Source organism: uncultured Rothia sp. (assembly GCF_916049665.1).
Classification (GTDB): domain Bacteria; phylum Actinomycetota; class Actinomycetes; order Actinomycetales; family Micrococcaceae; genus Rothia.
In genome coordinates this window covers 1-18217 of record NZ_CAJZIE010000027.1, presented here as the reverse complement: position 1 = coordinate 18217, position 18217 = coordinate 1, and the positions used below count along the sequence as shown (strand labels likewise).

Genomic DNA, 18217 nt, shown 5'->3' with positions numbered 1-18217 from the left:
TATTCTACGGGGTCGGGGGTCTTCCGTCTCGAAGAATGAAGAGGCAAAGTTGCTCCGGTGTGATGAAATCAATCACAGAAAAAGAAGGGAATAAGAGCCTCCGGGAAGGATGCCTAGTGGAGCTAAGAAACTCCCAAAACTACCGGTATGTTTCACGCATCTGCAGAAAAACAATAACCGGCATATAAAAAGACAAACCCCCGGAGGCTCAATAACAAACCCTACGCACACGGCGTAAAAGGGACATTAAGGGCGCTCAAGCCCCGCACGATCCAAAATGAAATCAATCATCGGTTCATAGCGACGCGGCGGAACGTTATCATCCATCGGCACACACACCGGCAAATCTCCCTGCTCAGCCGCAACAAACAGACCCGGATCATTACAATCCGCAATGCCAATCGTCAGCAGCTTACGAGTAGACGCCGCATAACCACCCATACCGTGATCCGAAACCACCAGATCCGGGGTCACGCCGCGCGCCTCCAGCTGATCCAAAGCGATGCGCATCGGACCGGGGAAATGCGTATGCTGCAGATTGCCGTACTGCTCAAACATCACGACATCCATAATCTGGCGGACGTCACCGTCAAGGAAGCGCTCGCCCTCCTCAATCTGAAGAACCTCCGCGCCAGCAGCCTTCGCTGCCGCAGCCATCACCGCGTAAATGGGGAACAGACCCGCCGGGTGACCGGTCGCAAACAGAATGCGGGAACCGGCGCGTACCGCCTCACCGAAAATGCGGGCGTACTCCTCCAGGGCGCTGATGCACTGCTCGGCACCAATCGTGTCCTGGCCGTGAGTATGCGAACGGTCCGGGTTCAGACCCGCGCGGCGGACCATCACCTCAAACACCGAATCGTAATCCCACTCGCGGGTCCACTGAACACCAAACTCAAGGTGCTCATTGCCATCCAGGAAACCCTGAATATGGTCCAGATTGTTCTCGCGCGGGGTCGCCACCTCGCCGGTAATGCGCACCGAATCTAGATATGCGGCGAACTCATCGCGGCTCATGGAGAAAGACATAAAAACTCCTCACAACGTCAAAAATAAATTACTGCGAGATACCCTGACGTACCTCGGCATAAGCTTCAAGGGTCCTGCGCGCAGTCTGATCCCAACCCATCGTGCGGGCACGCGCCGCGGCGTTCGTACCCAACGAATGACGCAGATACGGCGCGCGGACCAGGCGTTCAATAGCCGCCGCCCAACGCTCCGGAGTACGAGGCGCCACCAGCAGGCCCGTACGGTGGTTCTCCACCGCATAGCGCAGACCGTCAGCATCCGTAGCGAGCACCGCCGCGCCGCACGCCTGCGCCTCCAACGCCACCAGACCGAACGTCTCAGAGGACGAGGGGGATGCCACAATATCGGCGGCACGGAAAATATTCGCCAGCTCAGACGCAGGAACTGGGGCCTTCAAATGCACCCGCTCAGCCACGCCCAGCTGCTCCGCGCGTGCCAGCAGACGGTGCTCATAATCCGAATCGGAACGACCAATAATGTCCACATCCACCTGCAAATCATCGGGGAGCAGCGCGAGCGCCTCCACCAGCAGGTGCGGGCCCTTCAATGGCTGAGGCCTGCCGGCAAAAACAATGCGGCAACGCGTCTCTGAGGTGTCATTGAGCGGATGCACGCCCGGAATCGTGTGGAAAATCGAGGTGTCAACACCCGGCGGGATAATGGCAAGCTTCTGCGCGTCCGTACCGTAGTACTCGCTCATCTGCTGCGCTTCCAGGGGAGTATTCACAATGACCCGGCTCGCGGAGCTACTCATCAGGTGCTCGGCGCGGTAGCGTTCCTCGGGTTCGGGCGCCTCGCCTTCGCCGCGGCGCGCATCCTTAGCGGCAGCCGTTGTGTGGGGAGTAAAGAGAACAGGAACGGGGGAGCCGGCACCCTTCGCCGACCACAGCTCGGATGCGCGAGCCGCCGCCTGCCCCGACAGCCAGTAGTGGGCGTGAATAATATCCGGGGTGTACAGCGCCTGCTCCACGCATGCCCGCGCAAAATCATCGGTGACCGCAGCCAGCTCATTCTTAGAAAGACCACGGGCGGAAGGAAGATCAAAGCTGTGGCGCACAAGGCGCTCGCCGGGCTGAGGCGGCTGACGGAACGGCGAATCAGCCGGAAGCGCCTCACCGCGGTCCAGGGTGAAAACCTCAACCCGCAGCTCCGGGTCCAGCTCCAACATGGCATGCACCGACCGGGCAATATAGACGTTCATGCCGCCTGCATCTCCGCTACCGGGCTGCGCAAAAGGGTCGGTGTGCATGGAATACACGTGAACCGTCCGAACCGGCGGCAGAGTGCTCATCGATGCTTTCCTCTCTAAAGGGGTACCTGACCTAGTGTAGCGCGACAGGACTTTCGCACAGCGGGAGGTCTAGAATTTACTAGAAGAGAGGCTGCTCAAGCACAGCCTGTAGTACCCGCCCGTCAGAAACGAAGGACCATGACTCACCCTCAGCAGCCTGCCGAACCGCTTTACTGCCCGCCCTGCATTCCCGGCCAGGTGGAACGTAGCGCCACGATTGATCTTGACGCGCTGGAACATAACGTGCGCCGCCTCAAGGAACTCATTGGTGACCGCATGCTCATTGCAGTGATTAAGGCGGATGCGTACGGTCACGGCGCGTACCCGGTGGCACGTTCGGCTATCGCTGCCGGCGCTGACCTGCTGGGCGTGGTACACGTGAACGAGGCGCTGGAACTGCGCGCTGACGGTATTGATGCGCCGCTCATGGCGTGGCTGCACACCCCCTCTACCGACTTTGACGCGGCACTGCAGGAAGGCGTGCGCCTGGGTGTTTCCGGCTGGGACCTGGAGGCGGTTGCCGCCGCCGCTGAACGCACCGGCGAGCGCGCTATTGTGCACCTGAAGGCTGATACCGGTCTGGGTCGCAACGGCGCCACCGCGGCGGATTGGCCTGCGCTGGTGGCTCGCGCCGCCTCTCTGGAGGATGCCGGTCTGATTACGGTTGAGGGTATTTTCAGCCACCTGGCGGTTGCGGATGAGCCGACCCGCGCCGAGACTGCCCAGCAGCTCGACACCCTGGATACGTTTGTGGCCCAGGCACGCGAGGCTGGCCTGGACCCGAAGATGGTGCACCTGGCAAACTCGCCGGCGACCCTGACCGCCTCCCTGGAGGGTTGGGATACGGAGGAGCGTCTGCTCGGTGACGGTGTGCGTTGCGGCCTTGCTCTGTACGGTCTCTCTCCGCTGCCGGAGGTGACCTCTGAGGACCTGGGCATAAAGCCTGTCATGACGGTGGGTAGCCACATTGCCGCCGTGAAGGAAGTTCCCGCAGGTCAGGGTGTTTCCTACGGTCTGCGCTACCACACCGAAAAGCCGACCACCCTGGCTCTGGTGCCTCTCGGCTACGCGGACGGTGTGCCGCGCATTGCGGAGAACGCGCCGGTGCGTATCTACCCGGGTGCACAGAATGCGGAGAACGGCGCCGTACCCAATAACGCAGAGGGTACGACCTACCGCGTGGTCGGCCGCGTCGCCATGGACCAGATGGTCGTTGACCTGGGCGAACCCGGCCTGAGCGACCCCGCCCTGGGCTACCTGGGCGCGCCCGCCATCCTTTTTGGCGCTGGCGAGAACCCGCCCGTAGAGGAGTGGGCGGAAGCCGCGCAGACCATTAACTACGAAATCGTGACCCGCATTTCTCCCCGCGTGGAGCGCCTCTACACCGGCGGCTCCTGGGTTGAAGCTGAACTGAACGAGCTGTGGGGCACCGAGCAGGAGCAGGAGGGCTAATGGGCGCTGAGTACATTTCTGCCGTCCTCGACCTGGACGTGACCGGTCCCGACCATACCCGCCGCCTGGCGCTCGCCCTGGCGCAGCACCTGAATGCCGGGGACGTACTGCTGCTCTCGGGCGAGCTCGGCGCGGGCAAGACCACGTTCACTCGCTCCCTGGGTGAAGGCCTGGGCGTGCGCGAAGGCGTCATCTCACCGACCTTCGTGCTCTCGCGCGTGCACCCGAACCTGCCGGACGGCCCCCGACCCGGCGGCCCCGACCTGGTGCACGTGGACGCCTACCGCCTCTCCAGCGCCGAAGAGCTCGACGACCTGGATCTGGAGTTCTCCCTGCCGCGCTCGGTGACCGTCATCGAGTGGGGTCGCGATAAGGCTGAGCACCTGAGCGATTCCCGCCTGGAACTGGACTTCACCCGCCTGACCGGCGCGGATGCACGCTTCGCCTACTCGGGTGCCGAAGAATTCAGCTGGGACGACGAAGACGACGAAAGCGACGAGGATGCGGACACCCCCGAGCCTCGCCTGCTGCGGGTGCGCGCTTTCGGCCCCCGCTGGGAGCACGCTTTCGACGCCCTGAAAGAGGCCCTGCAGAGCGCCTAGAGCCCGCGCGCTAGAATGATAGGGTGCTAGTACTTGCCCTTGATTCATCCGCCACCGCATCTGTGGCGCTCGCCCGTGTGCACGGCTCCGAAGCCGGTACATCCTTCGAAATCCTCGCTCGCTACGAGAGCGAAGATACCCGATCCCACGCCGAGGTGATGGGACCCTACGCGCAGGCTGCCCTGCAGGACGCTGGCGTGCGCGGCGAAGATTTGGATGCGATTCTGACCGGTACCGGCCCGGGACCTTTTACAGGTCTTCGCGCCGGTATCGTTACTGCGCGCGCCCTGGGTTTTGCCTGGTCGGTGCCGGTGTACGGCATGATGAGCTTGACTGCGCTGGCTGAGCGTGCTGTGTCTGGTGCGGCAGTCGGGGGTATTGCCGGGGAAAGCGCCGGGGAAGAGAATGCAGAACGAGCATTCGCTTCTGCTGAAGGTTTTGAGCCCGCAGAAGGTGCTGAGCTACTCGTACTCTCCGACGCGCGCCGCCGCGAAGTCTACTCCGCCCGCTACCGTGTGGAGGCTGCAGGCTACACCCTGGTCGACGGCCCGAACGTATGCCCCGCCTCCGAAATTCTGCCCGGTGAAGGCCCCTCCTACGCCTACGGTTACGGTGCTGGACTGTACGCCGAGACCCTCGAAGAGCACGGCTGGACTATCGTCGACTCCGCCCGCGAAGTTCACCCGCACGCCGAATACCTGGTCGCCGCCGCGGCACGCCTGGGCGTAGAGAACCTGAGCGAGGACACCTCCGCCCAGTACCTGCGCGACTCGGATGCGAAGGTCCCCGCCGCAATGCTCGCCCGCCAGCAGAAGCAAGCCGCACAGGCTACTGGTCAGGCTACTGCACAGACTGCCGCGCAGAAGGAGGGCTAAATGAGCGCTACTGAGACTTCTGGGATTTCTGGGACTCCTGGGACTTCGGAAAATATCGTGCGAGACGACCTGGCTCTGGGCGCCCGCCTGCGCGTTGCCGAACTCGCGGACGTGCAGGCCATGCACCGCATGGAGACCACCCTGTTCCCCGCCGATGCCTGGCACATCGACATGTTCCTCGAAGAACTGACCCACCCGACCCGCACCTACTGCATGCTCGAACTGCCTGCAGAGGGTGCAGAAGATAACGAGGGTGGCTGGCGCGCCATCGGCTACTGCGGAACCATGGTCGTAGCCGACACCGCCGACGTTCAAACCATCGGCGTGCTCCCCGAATACGAGGGTCGCGGCTTCGGCCGCGCCATGCTCGAGCAGATGCACGAGCGTGCCCGTGAGCAGGGTGCCGAGCGCATCCTGCTGGAGGTGCGTGCCGACAACCCGCGCGCCCAGCGTCTCTACGAACGCAATGGCTACCGCGCAATCCATGTGCGCCGCGGCTACTACGATGACGGAACCGACGCCATCATTATGGAATGCACGCTCTAAATAGCCCGTTGAGCTAAACGGTGCATCACTCCCAGCAATACTTGGCACCTTTCCGCCACATCACCTTTACACCACAGCATCAAGAAGCACTACGCGCAGACAGCGCAACAGAAAGACGAACTATGAGCACTCGCGAACCCCTCGTTCTGGGCATCGAATCCTCCTGCGATGAGACCGGTATCGGCATTGTGCGCGGTGCACAGCTGCTCAGCAACACCATCTCCTCCTCCATGGAAGAGCATGTGCGCTTTGGCGGCGTGATTCCCGAAATCGCTTCCCGCGCCCACCTGGACGCCATGATTCCCGCCCTCAAGGCGGCACTCGCCGAAGCGGACATTACCCTCGACGAGGTGGACGCTATCGCCGTCACCGCCGGCCCCGGTCTGGCGGGCGCTCTCATGGTGGGTGTCTCCGCGGCGAAGGCGCTCGCTATTGCCACCGGTAAGCCCCTCTACGGCATTAACCACCTGGTCGCCCACGTTGGCGTTGGCCTGCTTGAGGATAACGGCACCGAAGACGGCTCCGACCTGCTGGCGAACGCTGGCTCCGGTGGCCTAGGCGCGCTTCTGGTTTCTGGTGGTCACACCGAAATCCTGCAGGTGCGCGACATTACCTCCGACGTACGCCTGCTCGGCGCGACCCTGGACGATGCCGCCGGTGAGGCCTACGACAAGGTCGCCCGCCTGCTCGGCCTCAACTACCCGGGCGGCCCCGCCATCGACCGCGCCGCCGCAGAGGGCAACCGCAACGCCTTCGTGTTCCCGCGCGGCCTGTCGAACCGCAAGTTCATGGGCACCGCCGAAGAGCCCGGCGCGCACCGCTACGATTTCTCCTTCTCCGGCCTGAAGACCGCCGTGGCGCGCGTGATTGAAAGCTTTGAAGCCGCCGGTGAAGAGGTCCCGGTCGCCGATATTGCCGCATCCTTCCAGGAAGCGGTCGTGGACGTTATCACCAAGAAGGCGATGCTTGCCTGCCGTGAGCAGGGTATGAAGACCCTGTTGCTCGGCGGTGGCGTAGCGGCTAATTCGCGTCTGCGCGAGTTGCTTGCCGCCCGATGCGCCTCCGAGGGGGTGCACCTGATTATCCCGAAGTTCACCCTGTGCACCGATAACGGCGCGATGGTTGCGGCGCTGGGCGCCCGCCTGGTCGCCGCCGGTCGTGAACCCTCGGGCGTGGACTTCACGACGGACTCCTCGCTGCCGGTGACCACTGTCTGTTTCTAAACTGGCTGCTTCTAAAGCAGCTATTTCTGCAGGAATTATCAGTGCGAGCGCGTTCCTGTGGTTCGCCTCGGAAATGCTCATAGAAATGCCTCGGCACAGTCTCCCAAAAGACTGCGCCGAGGCATTTTGCGTATCTAAGTTTTCTTCCCGCGAGGGGTTAGCGCAGCGCTCGCGCACGAGACTGCGCGGCAACGTCCAGTGCCACCTCACGCAGAGAGCCGGTCTTCTCGAAGACCGCACGCTGGCGATCCGCACCCGTACCCTCGGCGAGGATGCGGCGCACCTGCGCCAGCTCTACCTCGCAGTCAAGGTCGCGTGCCACTGGCTCCAGCTTGGGTAGAAGCAGCTCAAAATCTTCACGCAGGGTACGCTGCGCCGGCTCATTGGAGACCACGATTTTAGCCTCCAGGCCGTAGCGGGCTACGCGCCACTTATTCTCCTGCGCGTGCCAGGGCGCGAGCACCTCGATGCTTTCGCCCGCCTCAATCTGGCGGGAGAAGTACTCCACCAGGCACTGCGTGAACGCCACAATCGCGGCAACATCCGGCAGGGACGCGAGACCGTCGCAGTAGCGCATCTCAATGGTGCCGTAGCGCGGAACCGGGCGCACATCCCAACGGTCCTCGCTCGGGTCGTTGATTACGTCGGTTGCCACGAGCGAATCCAGGTACTCGCTGTACTGCTCCCATTTGTCAAAGTGGAAGGGCAGGCCGTTCGTCGGCAGCTGCTGGTAAAGCTGAGTGCGGTGCGAAGCGTAACCGGTGTCGATACCGTCCCAGTAGGGGGAGGAGCACGAAAGCGCCAGCAGGTGCGGGCCGTAGTTGGTGAGCGCGTCAATGAGCGGCAGAACCTTATCGCGGGAGTCCACGCCCACGTGCACGTGCACGCCGTAAATGACCATGTGGCGACCCCAATACTGGGCGCGCTCCACCACGCGCTGGTAGCGTTCCTTCGCCACGACCGGCTGATCAGCCCAGTGGGAGAACGGGTGCGTGCCCGCCGGGTAGAACTCGATGCCCAGGTCATCGGTAATCTCGCGGATGGTGTCGGTGAGCTCCTGTAGCTGGCGGCATGCCTGCGCCACGGTCGTGCAGACGCCGGTGATGACCTCGATGGTGTTCTCCAGGAATTCACCGGTCACGTGCGCCCGGTCGGAGGCGGGCTCCAGCAGCTCGGGGCGGCGCTCGCGCAGGATGGACAGCACCTCGCCGGCGCGCTGGGTCAGTTCGCCGCTTTCACGGTCGATAAGTGCAATCTCCCATTCCACGCCGAGAGTGGACTGCGGGGAGGAAGCAAAGTCGATCATAGGACCTTTCCTGCATCTGGAAATAGTGTCGTGCACAGTGCCGACTACGGAAGTTTGCTATCGGTGGGTTCTGCCCGGCAGGGTACTAGCTGGTGAGAGCAGGCTCCGCGGGGGAGTACCTCTACTGGGCCCCGTATCTTCTCATTAGGCACTGTATCTAGTGTACGGTCTAGCGGTGCTCAGCGCCCTGTCGAGAGCAGAATCCGAAAACGGTACCGTAACGAATCGTCACGAACGGTAACTGAGCACGGTGCTGGGTAGTTGGGGTTGGGCGAGGCTAGAGCGGGCGCACGTGCCAGCCGACGCGGCGCGAGTCCCTACCCGAACCGATGCGGGTGAAGACCAGGGTTGCCGGACGGTAGGCGGACTCCTGCGCACCCGAAGAAGAATTAGCATTCTTTTTCTGTTTCTTCTTGGAGGGCTTAGAACCCGCAGAACCCAGCAGACGCGCACGCAACTGCTCCGGAACAATATCCACGCCACGCTTCTTAATCGTCAGCGCCGTAAAACCCTGCTCACGCACCCAACGCTTCAGCTGCTTCTCTTGCAGGGGAATCTCCTCCAGCACCTCGTAGCAGGCAACCAACGGATGCTCCACCGGCTCGGTCGAGCACAGGTACGCCAGGTGCTCATCCAGCAGATGCGCGCCAATGCTCTGCGCAAACTCCGCGACCAGGTGCGAGCGCACAATCGCCGGGGCAGGCTCCAGCAGGTATTCACCCGGCTGCGGCAGGGACACCGGAACCTCCACGCTCTGTTCCGCCTCTGCCGCTGTGAGGGGGCTGCGGAAGCTGACCGCCTCATAGGGAGGCAACAGGGAACGGGTTTCGTTGGAGTCTTCGTTAGAGCTTTCGCTGGGGATTTCCTCGGGGCTTTCATCGAGGTCGGCTTCTTCAGCAGGCAGCTCACGCACCGAGGTTGCCGTGCGAGCCACCCCCTCCTGAGCCAGCGCGTTAAACCAGAGCACCAACTCGGCGAGGGAACCCTCCGACTGGATCCACTCCGCCTCAACGCGCGGGTTGGGGTTCGCCTCCGACGCAATATCTTCGGGTGAGGGGATGCCCTCATGCGGAAAACCGGGGCCCAACTTCACGCCCATCGGCACGCCCGTACGAGCCAGATTCAGCACGAACGAGAACGGGGGAGAGAACGCCTCCGGATCAAAAAGACGCTCCGTCTGAGCCTTCTTCGCGCCCCGCAACTCGCGGCGTGCCGGGTCCATCCACACAATGCCCACCGGCTCACCGGCTGCGTCCAGAAGTTCACCGTGCACATAGTCGGTCACATCCCCCGAATACACACGCGCCTGCGGGCAAAACTCAAGGTTCTTCGCCGCAAAAGAAGCCGTCAGCGGATCCAACTCCACCGCAACCACGGCGCCGCGATCCGCCGCATACACGGCAGAATCCGAGGCAATACCGCACCCCAAATCAGCCACCGTACCGGCAACTGGGCGCAGACGCTGAGCGCGATAATGCGCAATCACCGGGCGGGTCGCCTGCTCCGCCGCCTCCTGAGTCAGCATGAGGATGCGGGCGCGCTCGCCGAACTTAGCGCGCGCACGGGTGCGGGCCTGCGCCAGGGAAATGATGGCGGAGGATTCCTCGGGGCTGAACCCGCGTGAACGCAGGGAAGTAACGGCGCTGAGAGTATCCGAGTCCAGTGGGTAGAGCTCATCGGCTGCCGCGAGCGCTTCGGCGCTGAACGGAAGCTCAGCGGCAGGAGTAAAAGGGGAGGTAGGCATGCTCCTCATTTTACGGGGTGGCATGCCGCGGGCGCGTCCCGGGTATGCCTGCCGGAACCCCGCAGAAGCCCCCGCGCCGCCTAGCTTTTTGCTCAGCGTTCGCCTTGCGGTGAAACACCCCGGCAGAGCGCCGCTTTTCTTGACCGAAAGCGCAGGTGAAATTAGAGTTGAGGTAGCACTCGAGACAGTACATTAGGCGCGCCACTGCGCCGCTGTCTTGTATCAAACGTCAATCCACAATCCGGAGGAACCGATTATGGCCATCAAGCCGCTGGAAGACCGCGTCGTTATCAAGATCGAACAGGCTGAGCAGACCACTGCATCCGGTCTGGTCATCCCCGAAACTGCGAAGGAAAAGCCGCAGGAAGCACGCGTTGTCGCCGTTGGTCCGGGCCGCGTGGATGAGAAGGGCAACCGCATCCCCGTAGACATCAAGGAAGGCGACGTTGTCGTGTTCTCCCGCTACGGTGGCACCGAGGTCAAGTACCAGGGCGAAGAGTACCTGATTCTCTCCGCACGCGACGTTCTGGCAATCGTCGACTAATACTTTCAGATGCTCATGCGCCGTACCGTTCACCCGGTGCGGCGCATGAGCTGTCATCTGCCCCTCATTTTCTTTCTGTGACGCACTAGGAGTAGCGAACACATGGCTAAGCAGCTTGAATTCAACGATGCCGCCCGCAAGTCCCTGCAGGCTGGCGTCGATAAGCTGGCAAACGCGGTCAAGGTAACCCTTGGCCCGCGCGGGCGCAATGTTGTGCTCGACAAGCAGTGGGGTGCACCCGTCATCACCAACGACGGCGTGTCCATTGCCCGCGAGATTGAACTGGACGACCCGTACGAGAACCTGGGCGCCCAGCTGGCGAAGGAAGTCGCCACCAAGACCAACGACGTTGCCGGCGACGGCACCACCACCGCAACCGTGCTCGCACAGGCACTGGTCAACGAGGGCCTGCGCAACGTCACCAGCGGTGCAGCACCCGCCGACGTCAAGCGCGGCATTGAGGCTGCTGTGGAGGCTGTCTCCGCACGCCTGCTCGAGAACGCACGCCCCGTGCAGGGCCCCGAGGTGGCGCACGTTGCCGCTATCTCCGCGCAGTCCGAGCAGATTGGTGAGCTGCTGGCTCGCGCCTTCGAGAAGGTCGGCCAGGACGGCGTCATCACCATCGAAGACGGCTCCTCCACCGAAATCGAGCTGGACATCACCGAAGGTATGCAGTTCGACAAGGGCTACCTCTCGCCCTCCTTCGTGACCGACGCTGAGCGCGGCGAAGCAGTGCTGGAGAACAGCCTCGTGCTGCTCTACCAGGGCAAGATTTCTACCATTGCAGAAATCATGCCCGTGCTCGAGAAGATTGTTCAGGCGAAGAAGCCGTTGACCATCATCGCAGAAGACGTTGACGGTGAGGCGCTCTCTGCACTGGTCGTGAACAAGTTGCGCGGCACCATCAACGTGGTCGCTCTGAAGGCTCCCGGTTTCGGTGACCGCCGTAAGGCAATCATGCAGGACCTGGCAATTCTGACCGGCGGCACCGTCGTGACCGGCGAGCTCGGCATCGACCTGCCGCAGGTCACCCTGGAGCACCTGGGCTCGGCACGCCGCGTGACCGTCACCAAGTCCCACACCACCATCGTGGACGGCGGCGGCGACCCCGAGGCAATCGAGGACCGCGTGCAGCAGCTGCGCCGCGAAATTGAGCGCGTGGATTCCGAATGGGACCGCGAGAAGCTCAAGGAGCGCCTGGCTAAGCTCGCCGGCGGCGTGGGTGTCATCAAGGTCGGTGCCGCAACCGAGGTTGAGGCGAAGGAACGCAAGCACCGCATCGAGGACGCTGTGTCCTCCACCCGTGCCGCTCTGGAAGAGGGCATCGTCTCCGGTGGCGGTTCCGCACTGGTTCACGCACTGAAGGCACTGGACGGAATGGACCTGGGCAACCACGACGCAAACGTGGGTGTACAGATCGTTCGCCGCGCCCTGGTTCAGCCGCTGCGCTGGATCGCTGAGAATGCTGGCGAAGACGGCTACGTCATCGTCTCCAAGGTCTCCGAACTGCCCGTGGGTCACGGATTCAACGCCAAGACCGGCGAGTACGTGGACCTCATCGAAGCCGGTGTGATTGACCCGGTGAAGGTGACCCGTTCGGCTCTGCAGAACGCATCCTCCATCGCGGCTCTGGTGCTGACCACCGAGACCCTGGTGGTTGAGAAGCCCGAAGAAACTGAAGAAGACTAAATAGTGTGTGTGCCCGGTGCCGCTCCCTCCATCGTGGAGGCGGTACCGGGCACTCGCTGTCGGTAGGCTCGGGTGCGCTCGCCTCTGAGCGTGCTAGAACCTGCCGGCAGCCTCCCGCTGAGGGGTGCTTGCTATGAGTGCTTCTCAGCAAAGAAACCTTTAGCGGTTTACTATAGAAGGTAAGCTGTTCCCGTTTGCGCTCAAACCACCTTGTGGGGTGCGAGCAGACGGGCTGTACCGCATCTTGACATACGCAACGTATAGGCTGAGCTTCTCACCGATGAAGCCAGCATCCGAAAGGTAGACAATGACCATTCCCACCGCTCTGTCCGAGGATCCCTTCGGCTTCACCGGCCTGACCTACGATGACGTGCTGCTGCTGCCCGGCAACACCGACGTCATCCCCTCCGATGCGGACACCTCCACCCGCCTGTCCAAGCGCATCACCCTGAACACCCCCATCATCTCCGCGGCAATGGACACCGTGACCGACTCCGCTATGGCAATTGCTATGGCACGTCTGGGCGGTATGGGCGTTATCCACCGCAACCTCTCCATCGAGGACCAGGCTGCACACGTTGACCGTGTGAAGCGCTCCGAGTCCGGCATGATTATCAACCCCGTCACCATCGGTGCTGACGCAACCATCGCCGAGTACGATGAGGTCTGCGGCTACTACAAGGTTTCCGGTCTGCCCGTCGTCAGCGAAGAAGGCGTGCTGGAAGGTATCATCACCAACCGCGATATCCGCTACATCTCCCGCTCCGACTACGACGGCATTCGCGTTCGCGACATCATGACCCCCATGCCGCTGGTCACCGCGCACCCCAGCGTCACCAAGGACGAGGCGTTCGCACTGCTGTCTCACAACAAGATTGAGCGTCTGCCCCTGGTCGACGACGCAGGCAAGCTCGCCGGTCTGATTACCCTGAAGGACTTCGTCAAGACCGAGCAGTACCCCCGCGCCACCAAGGACGAGGACGGTCGCCTGCGTGCCGGTGCCGCTATCGGCTTCTTCGGTGACGGCTACGAGCGCGCAATGACCCTGGTCGAGGCAGGCGTTGACGCACTGTTCGTGGACACCGCAAACGGCCACTCCCAGGGCGTGCTCGACATGATCGCCCGCCTGAAGAAGGACCCCGCCGCAGCACACGTGGACGTCATCGGCGGCCAGGCTGCAACCCGCCTGGGCGCACAGGCAATCATCGACGCCGGCGCTGACGGCGTGAAGGTCGGCGTTGGCCCCGGCTCCATCTGCACCACCCGCATTATCGCCGGTGTTGGCGTTCCCCAGGTGACCGCTATCAACGAGTCCGCTAAGGCGGCAATCCCGGCAGGCGTGCCGCTGATCGCTGACGGCGGTATGCAGCACTCCGGCGAGATCGGCAAGGCACTGGTTGCAGGCGCTGACTCCGTGATGCTCGGCTCCCTGCTGGCCGGTACCACCGAGTCCCCCGGTGAGCTGATCTTCATGAACGGTAAGCAGTACAAGGCATACCGCGGCATGGGTTCGCTGGGCGCAATGCAGACCCGCGGCCGCCACAAGTCCTTCTCCAAGGACCGCTACTTCCAGGCTGACGTCTCCAGCGAAGAGAAGCTGATCCCCGAGGGTATTGAGGGTCAGGTTCCCTTCCGCGGCCCGCTCTCCGCAGTGATTCACCAGCTCGAAGGCGGCCTGCGCCAGACCATGTTCTACGTCGGTTCCCGCACCATCGAGGAGCTCAAGTACAAGGGTCAGTTCGTGCGCATCACCCCCGCAGGTCTGAAGGAATCGCACCCGCACGACATCATGATGACCGTTGAGGCACCGAACTACCGCCGCTAAAACGCCTCACCAACGATGATTCGCCGCATGGTGTGCACACCATGCGCCGTTGAGCCCGCCCTATACCCGTTCAGGTATCGGGCGGGCATCGGCGCGAATAACGCCCAGCGGCACCCCTCAAACCGAATTCGAAAGGATTCACCCCATGTCTGAAATTCAGATTGGCCTCTCCAAGAACGCCCGCCCCACCTACTCCCTGGACGATGTGGCGCTGGTGCCTACCCGCCGTACCCGCGACCGCCGCGACGTCGACACCTCCTGGCAGATTGACGCCTTCAAGTTCGACACCCCCATCATTGGTGCGCCCATGGACTCGGTCATGTCCCCGGCGACCGCCATTGCACTGGGTAAGCTGGGTGGCCTGGGCGTGCTGAACCTCGAGGGCCTGTGGACCCGCTACGAGGACCCGCAGCCGCTGCTCGACGAGATTGTTGAGCTGCCCGAGGCGGACCCCGCCTCCGCAACCACCCGCATGCAGCAGATTTACTCCGAGCCGATTAAGCCGGAACTGATCACTGCACGCTTGGAAGAGATCCGTGACTCCGGCGTGGTCGTTGCAGGCTCCCTGAGCCCGCAGAACACCCAGGAGCACTACGAGACCGTAGTGAAGGCGGGCGTTGAGCTGTTCGTCATCCGCGGTGCGTCCGTCTCTGCTGAGCACATTTCCACCTCGCACGAGCCGCTGAACCTGAAGAAGTTCATCTACGAGCTCGACGTTCCGGTCATCGTTGGTGGCGTTGCTGGCTACTCGCAGGCTAAGCACCTGATGCGTACCGGCGCAGCCGGCGTGCTGGTGGGCTTCGGCGGCGGTTCCGCACAGACCACCCGCCAGGGCCTGGGCATCTCCGCACCCATGGCAACCGCTATCGCCGACGTGGCTGCGGCACGTTCCGACTACCTGGACGAGTCCGGCGGCCGCTACGTACACGTGATCGCTGACGGCTCCCTGGGCCGCTCCGGTGACATGGTGAAGGCGCTCGCACTGGGCGCTGACGCTGTCATGCTGGGCGCTCCGCTGGCTCGCGCATCCGAGGCTCCCGGCCAGGGCTGGTACTGGGGCAACGAGGCGCACTCGCTGGACTTCCCGCGCGGCGTACGCACCCCGCTGGGTGTTGTCGGCTCCCTGGAGGAGGTCCTGTACGGTCCTTCGCACCACGTGAACGGCACCAGCAACATTGTCGGTGCGCTCAAGCGTGCAATGGCTAACTGCGGTTACCTGGACCTGAAGAAGTTCCAGAAGGCGGACCTGACCGTGGTTCCCGCGTACCGCGGCTAATGTAGCTTCATGAATCACCGCTTGGCGGTTGGCAGGTTGTGGTCTGCCGGTCGCCGGGCGGTGCTTTCTATACGCACGCTCTACCCTCGTTAGAGCATGTAGCGGCACCTCCGGATGGGGGAGCGGCTACGCGCCGTCGGCGGCGTACAGCGATAGCGTAAAATAGATATATCCCCGCGCAAGTGCGCGGATTAGTACCAACACGTTGAGGTAATTTTCGTGACCAACTCTGTGAACCTGGACCAGCTCGAAGAGCGTCCCGTCCTGGTGGTAGATTACGGTGCACAGTACGCGCAGCTCATCGCTCGCCGCGTGCGTGAAGCCGGTATCTACTCCGAAATCGTCCCCCACTCCATGAGCACCGAGAAGATGCTCGCCAAGAACCCGGCAGCCATCGTGCTCTCCGGTGGCCCCTCCTCGGTCTACGCCGATGGCGCACCTAAGGGTGACAAGGCCCTCTTCGAAGCCGGCGTGCCGATCTTCGGTATCTGCTACGGCTTCCAGGTGATGGCCCAGACCCTCGGCGGCACCGTCGCTCAGACCGGTCTGCGCGAATACGGCGCAACTGACGCTGTGGTCTGCGCTGAGAACTCCTCCTTCCTGACCGGCACCCCCACCACCCAGAACGTGTGGATGTCTCACGGTGACTCCGTGACCGAAGCCCCCGAAGGCTTCGAAGTGCTGGCAAAGACCCCCGGCGCATCCGTGGCAGCATTCGTGGACGAGTCCCGCAAGCTCGGCGGCGTGCAGTGGCACCCCGAGGTGAAGCACTCCGACTACGGCCAGGTCGCCCTGGAGAACTTCCTCTACAATGTGGCAGGCCTGAAGCCCACCTGGTCCACCAACAACATCATCGAAGAGCAGGTTGCTAAGATCCGCGAGCAGGTCGGTAACGACCGCGTCATCTGCGCGCTCTCCGGCGGCGTTGACTCCTCCGTGGCGGCAGCACTCGTGCACAAGGCTGTCGGCGACCAGCTCACCTGCTTCTTCATCGACCACGGTCTGCTCCGTGAGGGCGAGCGTGAACAGGTCGAGCAGGACTACGCAGCGTCCATGGGCATCAAGGTCATCACCATCGATGAGTCGGAGCGTTTCCTCTCCGCTCTCGAGGGTGTTACCGAGCCCGAGGCGAAGCGTAAGGCTATCGGCCGCGAGTTCATCCGCTCCTTCGAAGAGGCACAGCGCAAGCTGATTGCCGAAGCTGGCGAAGAGGGCGCAGACATCAAGTTCCTGGTCCAGGGCACCCTGTACCCGGACGTTGTTGAGTCTGGCGGCGGCGACGGCACCGCAAACATTAAGAGCCACCACAACGTGGGCGGCCTTCCCGACGACCTGACCTTCGAACTGGTTGAGCCGCTGCGCACCCTGTTCAAGGACGAGGTCCGCGCTATCGGTCGTGAGCTCGGCGTTCCCGAGAAGATTGTGGCACGTCAGCCCTTCCCCGGCCCCGGCCTGGGCATCCGCATCGTCGGTGAGGTGACCCGCGAGAACCTCGAGACCCTGCGCGCAGCTGACGCTATTGTGCGTGAAGAGCTGACCGCGGCTGGCCAGGACGAGCACATCTGGCAGTGCCCCGTGGTTCTGCTGGCTGGCGTTCGCTCCGTGGGCGTTCAGGGCGACGGCCGTACCTACGGCCACCCGATTGTTCTGCGCCCGGTCTCTTCGGAAGACGCAATGACCGCTGACTGGTCGCGCCTGCCGTACGACCTGCTGGCTAAGATCTCGAACCGTATTACGAACGAGGTCAAGGACGTTAACCGAGTGGTGCTGGACGTTACCTCCAAGCCCCCGGGAACCATTGAGTGGGAGTAATAATCCCCGTGGGAGTAATCCCCACTTTGGGCTACGTAGCTTTGTAGCTGAGAGCCTGTGAAGAAGCCGCCCGGTGCATCCTGTTGTGGATGCGCCGGGCGGCTTCTTGCGTATCTTCCTAACGACATGTAGAGGGCCTGAAAATAGAGGGGTTGTCGTAGTACCAAATGGAAAATATAATGTAGCTACGTAGTTACATTATTTATCTTTCTATGTCTTGAGCAGCAAGGGGGAAATCATGACCGTTATGACTAGCCGTGAGTTCAACCAGAATCTCGCCAAAGCTCAGAAGCAGGCCCAGCAATCACCCGTTATTATCACTAAGCGTGGTGAACCTACGTATGTCCTTATGACCTACGAAGAGTATTCGCGCAGCCAGCAGGAGGAGTCCTCTCTCTATGACTTCTTCGCTAACTACCCTCAACCTGCTGGGGATGTAGATTTGCCTGAAGATTTTCCTGTGGCTGAACGCTCCAAGCATCAGCGCCCCGTCGTAGAGTTCTAGGGGTAACGATGTATCTGCTAGATACCAATATCATTTCTGAGCTGTGGAAACTCTCTCGAGGCAAAGCTGACCCCGTCTTTGAATCTTGGTTTCGTATTTACTCAGACAAACCGCTCTATATTAGTGTCGTGACCCTGATGGAGCTGGAGCGTGGAGTACTCGCCATGGAGCGTAAGGATCCGGTGCAAGGCGCTTACCTGCGTGCATGGTTTTCAGACGTCCGAGAGAAATTTCAGAAACGGACTCTTGTCGTTGACGGAGCTGTAGCTGATTGTTGCGCAGGGCTTCATGTGCCGGATAAAGCGCCCGAGAACGATGCCTGGATTGCTGCAACTGCTTTGACACATGGTCTTACTCTCGTAACACGTAACGTAAAAGATTTCGAGCGTCTGCATGTTCGACTCCTGAACCCCTTCGAATCTGCAACCTAAGGTGGTCGTCAGCTCGTGAAGAAGCCGCCCGGTGCATCCTGTTGTGGATGCGCCGGGCGGCTTCTTG

16 protein-coding genes are annotated in these 18217 nt (G+C 62.2%); 12 read left to right on the top strand and 4 right to left on the bottom strand.

Going from position 1 to position 18217, the window contains the following annotated elements; genetic code table 11:
• Window positions 1–246: 246 nt before the first annotated feature.
• Window positions 247–1029, bottom strand: coding sequence for a phosphatase (locus tag QZ540_RS03970; RefSeq protein WP_049346436.1), 783 nt, complete (start codon window positions 1027–1029; stop codon window positions 247–249).
• Window positions 1030–1057: 28 nt separating this feature from the next.
• The gene (locus tag QZ540_RS03965; RefSeq protein WP_294627926.1) at window positions 1058–2320 is read right to left on the bottom strand and encodes a glycosyltransferase; all 1263 of its coding nucleotides are present in this window, start codon (window positions 2318–2320) and stop codon (window positions 1058–1060) included.
• 138 nt (window positions 2321–2458) lie between these two features.
• On the opposite strand from QZ540_RS03965, the gene alr reads away from it, so the two are divergent.
• The 5 genes from alr to tsaD all read left to right on the top strand — a co-directional run bounded on the left by alr (window position 2459) and on the right by tsaD (window position 7018).
• A complete protein-coding gene (alr, locus tag QZ540_RS03960) occupies window positions 2459–3772 on the top strand; it encodes an alanine racemase (protein WP_294627924.1) in 1314 nt (437 codons plus the stop codon).
• Window positions 3772–4374: a tRNA (adenosine(37)-N6)-threonylcarbamoyltransferase complex ATPase subunit type 1 TsaE gene (gene tsaE / locus QZ540_RS03955; RefSeq protein WP_294627922.1), complete on the top strand. Its 603-nt coding sequence runs from the start codon at window positions 3772–3774 to the stop codon at window positions 4372–4374. The genes alr and tsaE overlap by 1 nt, the downstream gene beginning before the upstream one ends.
• Window positions 4375–4397: 23 nt before the next feature.
• A complete protein-coding gene (gene tsaB, locus QZ540_RS03950; protein ID WP_294627920.1) occupies window positions 4398–5249 on the top strand; it encodes a tRNA (adenosine(37)-N6)-threonylcarbamoyltransferase complex dimerization subunit type 1 TsaB in 852 nt (283 codons plus the stop codon).
• Between the two features lie 120 nt (window positions 5250–5369).
• Window positions 5370–5795 carry a ribosomal protein S18-alanine N-acetyltransferase gene (gene rimI, locus QZ540_RS03945; RefSeq protein ID WP_294627941.1) on the top strand — a complete coding sequence of 142 codons (426 nt, stop codon included), beginning with the start codon at window positions 5370–5372 and terminating at the stop codon, window positions 5793–5795.
• 122 nt (window positions 5796–5917) lie between these two features.
• A complete protein-coding gene (gene tsaD / locus QZ540_RS03940) occupies window positions 5918–7018 on the top strand; it encodes a tRNA (adenosine(37)-N6)-threonylcarbamoyltransferase complex transferase subunit TsaD (RefSeq protein WP_294627918.1) in 1101 nt (366 codons plus the stop codon).
• 157 nt (window positions 7019–7175) lie between these two features.
• Here the strand turns inward: tsaD and QZ540_RS03935 are convergent, their stop codons facing one another.
• Both QZ540_RS03935 and QZ540_RS03930 read right to left on the bottom strand, forming a co-directional pair.
• Window positions 7176–8324, bottom strand: a complete 1149-nt coding sequence (locus QZ540_RS03935) for a glutamate--cysteine ligase (RefSeq protein WP_294627916.1) — start codon at window positions 8322–8324, stop codon at window positions 7176–7178.
• Window positions 8325–8601: 277 nt separating this feature from the next.
• The gene (locus QZ540_RS03930; protein WP_294627914.1) at window positions 8602–10077 is read right to left on the bottom strand and encodes a class I SAM-dependent methyltransferase; all 1476 of its coding nucleotides are present in this window, start codon (window positions 10075–10077) and stop codon (window positions 8602–8604) included.
• A gap of 247 nt (window positions 10078–10324) precedes the next feature.
• Here QZ540_RS03930 and groES point away from each other — a divergent pair, with 247 nt between their 5' ends.
• From groES to QZ540_RS03895, 7 genes are all read left to right on the top strand, one after another.
• The gene (groES, locus tag QZ540_RS03925) at window positions 10325–10612 is read left to right on the top strand and encodes a co-chaperone GroES (protein WP_005505066.1); all 288 of its coding nucleotides are present in this window, start codon (window positions 10325–10327) and stop codon (window positions 10610–10612) included.
• Between the two features lie 102 nt (window positions 10613–10714).
• Window positions 10715–12301 carry a chaperonin GroEL gene (gene groL, locus QZ540_RS03920; RefSeq protein ID WP_049327584.1) on the top strand — a complete coding sequence of 529 codons (1587 nt, stop codon included), beginning with the start codon at window positions 10715–10717 and terminating at the stop codon, window positions 12299–12301.
• Between the two features lie 307 nt (window positions 12302–12608).
• A complete protein-coding gene (gene guaB, locus QZ540_RS03915; RefSeq protein WP_294627912.1) occupies window positions 12609–14126 on the top strand; it encodes an IMP dehydrogenase in 1518 nt (505 codons plus the stop codon).
• Between the two features lie 145 nt (window positions 14127–14271).
• Complete coding sequence (locus tag QZ540_RS03910; protein WP_005505070.1) at window positions 14272–15402, top strand: GuaB3 family IMP dehydrogenase-related protein; 1131 nt, start codon at window positions 14272–14274, stop codon at window positions 15400–15402.
• 219 nt (window positions 15403–15621) lie between these two features.
• Entirely contained in the window at window positions 15622–17214 is a 1593-nt protein-coding gene (guaA, locus tag QZ540_RS03905) for a glutamine-hydrolyzing GMP synthase (RefSeq protein ID WP_294627910.1), read from the top strand.
• 238 nt (window positions 17215–17452) lie between these two features.
• On the top strand, window positions 17453–17719 hold the full coding sequence (locus tag QZ540_RS03900) for a type II toxin-antitoxin system Phd/YefM family antitoxin (protein ID WP_294627907.1): 267 nt from the start codon (window positions 17453–17455) through the stop codon (window positions 17717–17719).
• An 8-nt stretch (window positions 17720–17727) separates the two neighbouring features.
• Window positions 17728–18150 (top strand): type II toxin-antitoxin system VapC family toxin, encoded by a 423-nt coding sequence (locus QZ540_RS03895; protein ID WP_294627905.1) that lies wholly within the window; start codon window positions 17728–17730, stop codon window positions 18148–18150.
• The last annotated feature ends 67 nt before the right edge of the window (window positions 18151–18217 follow it).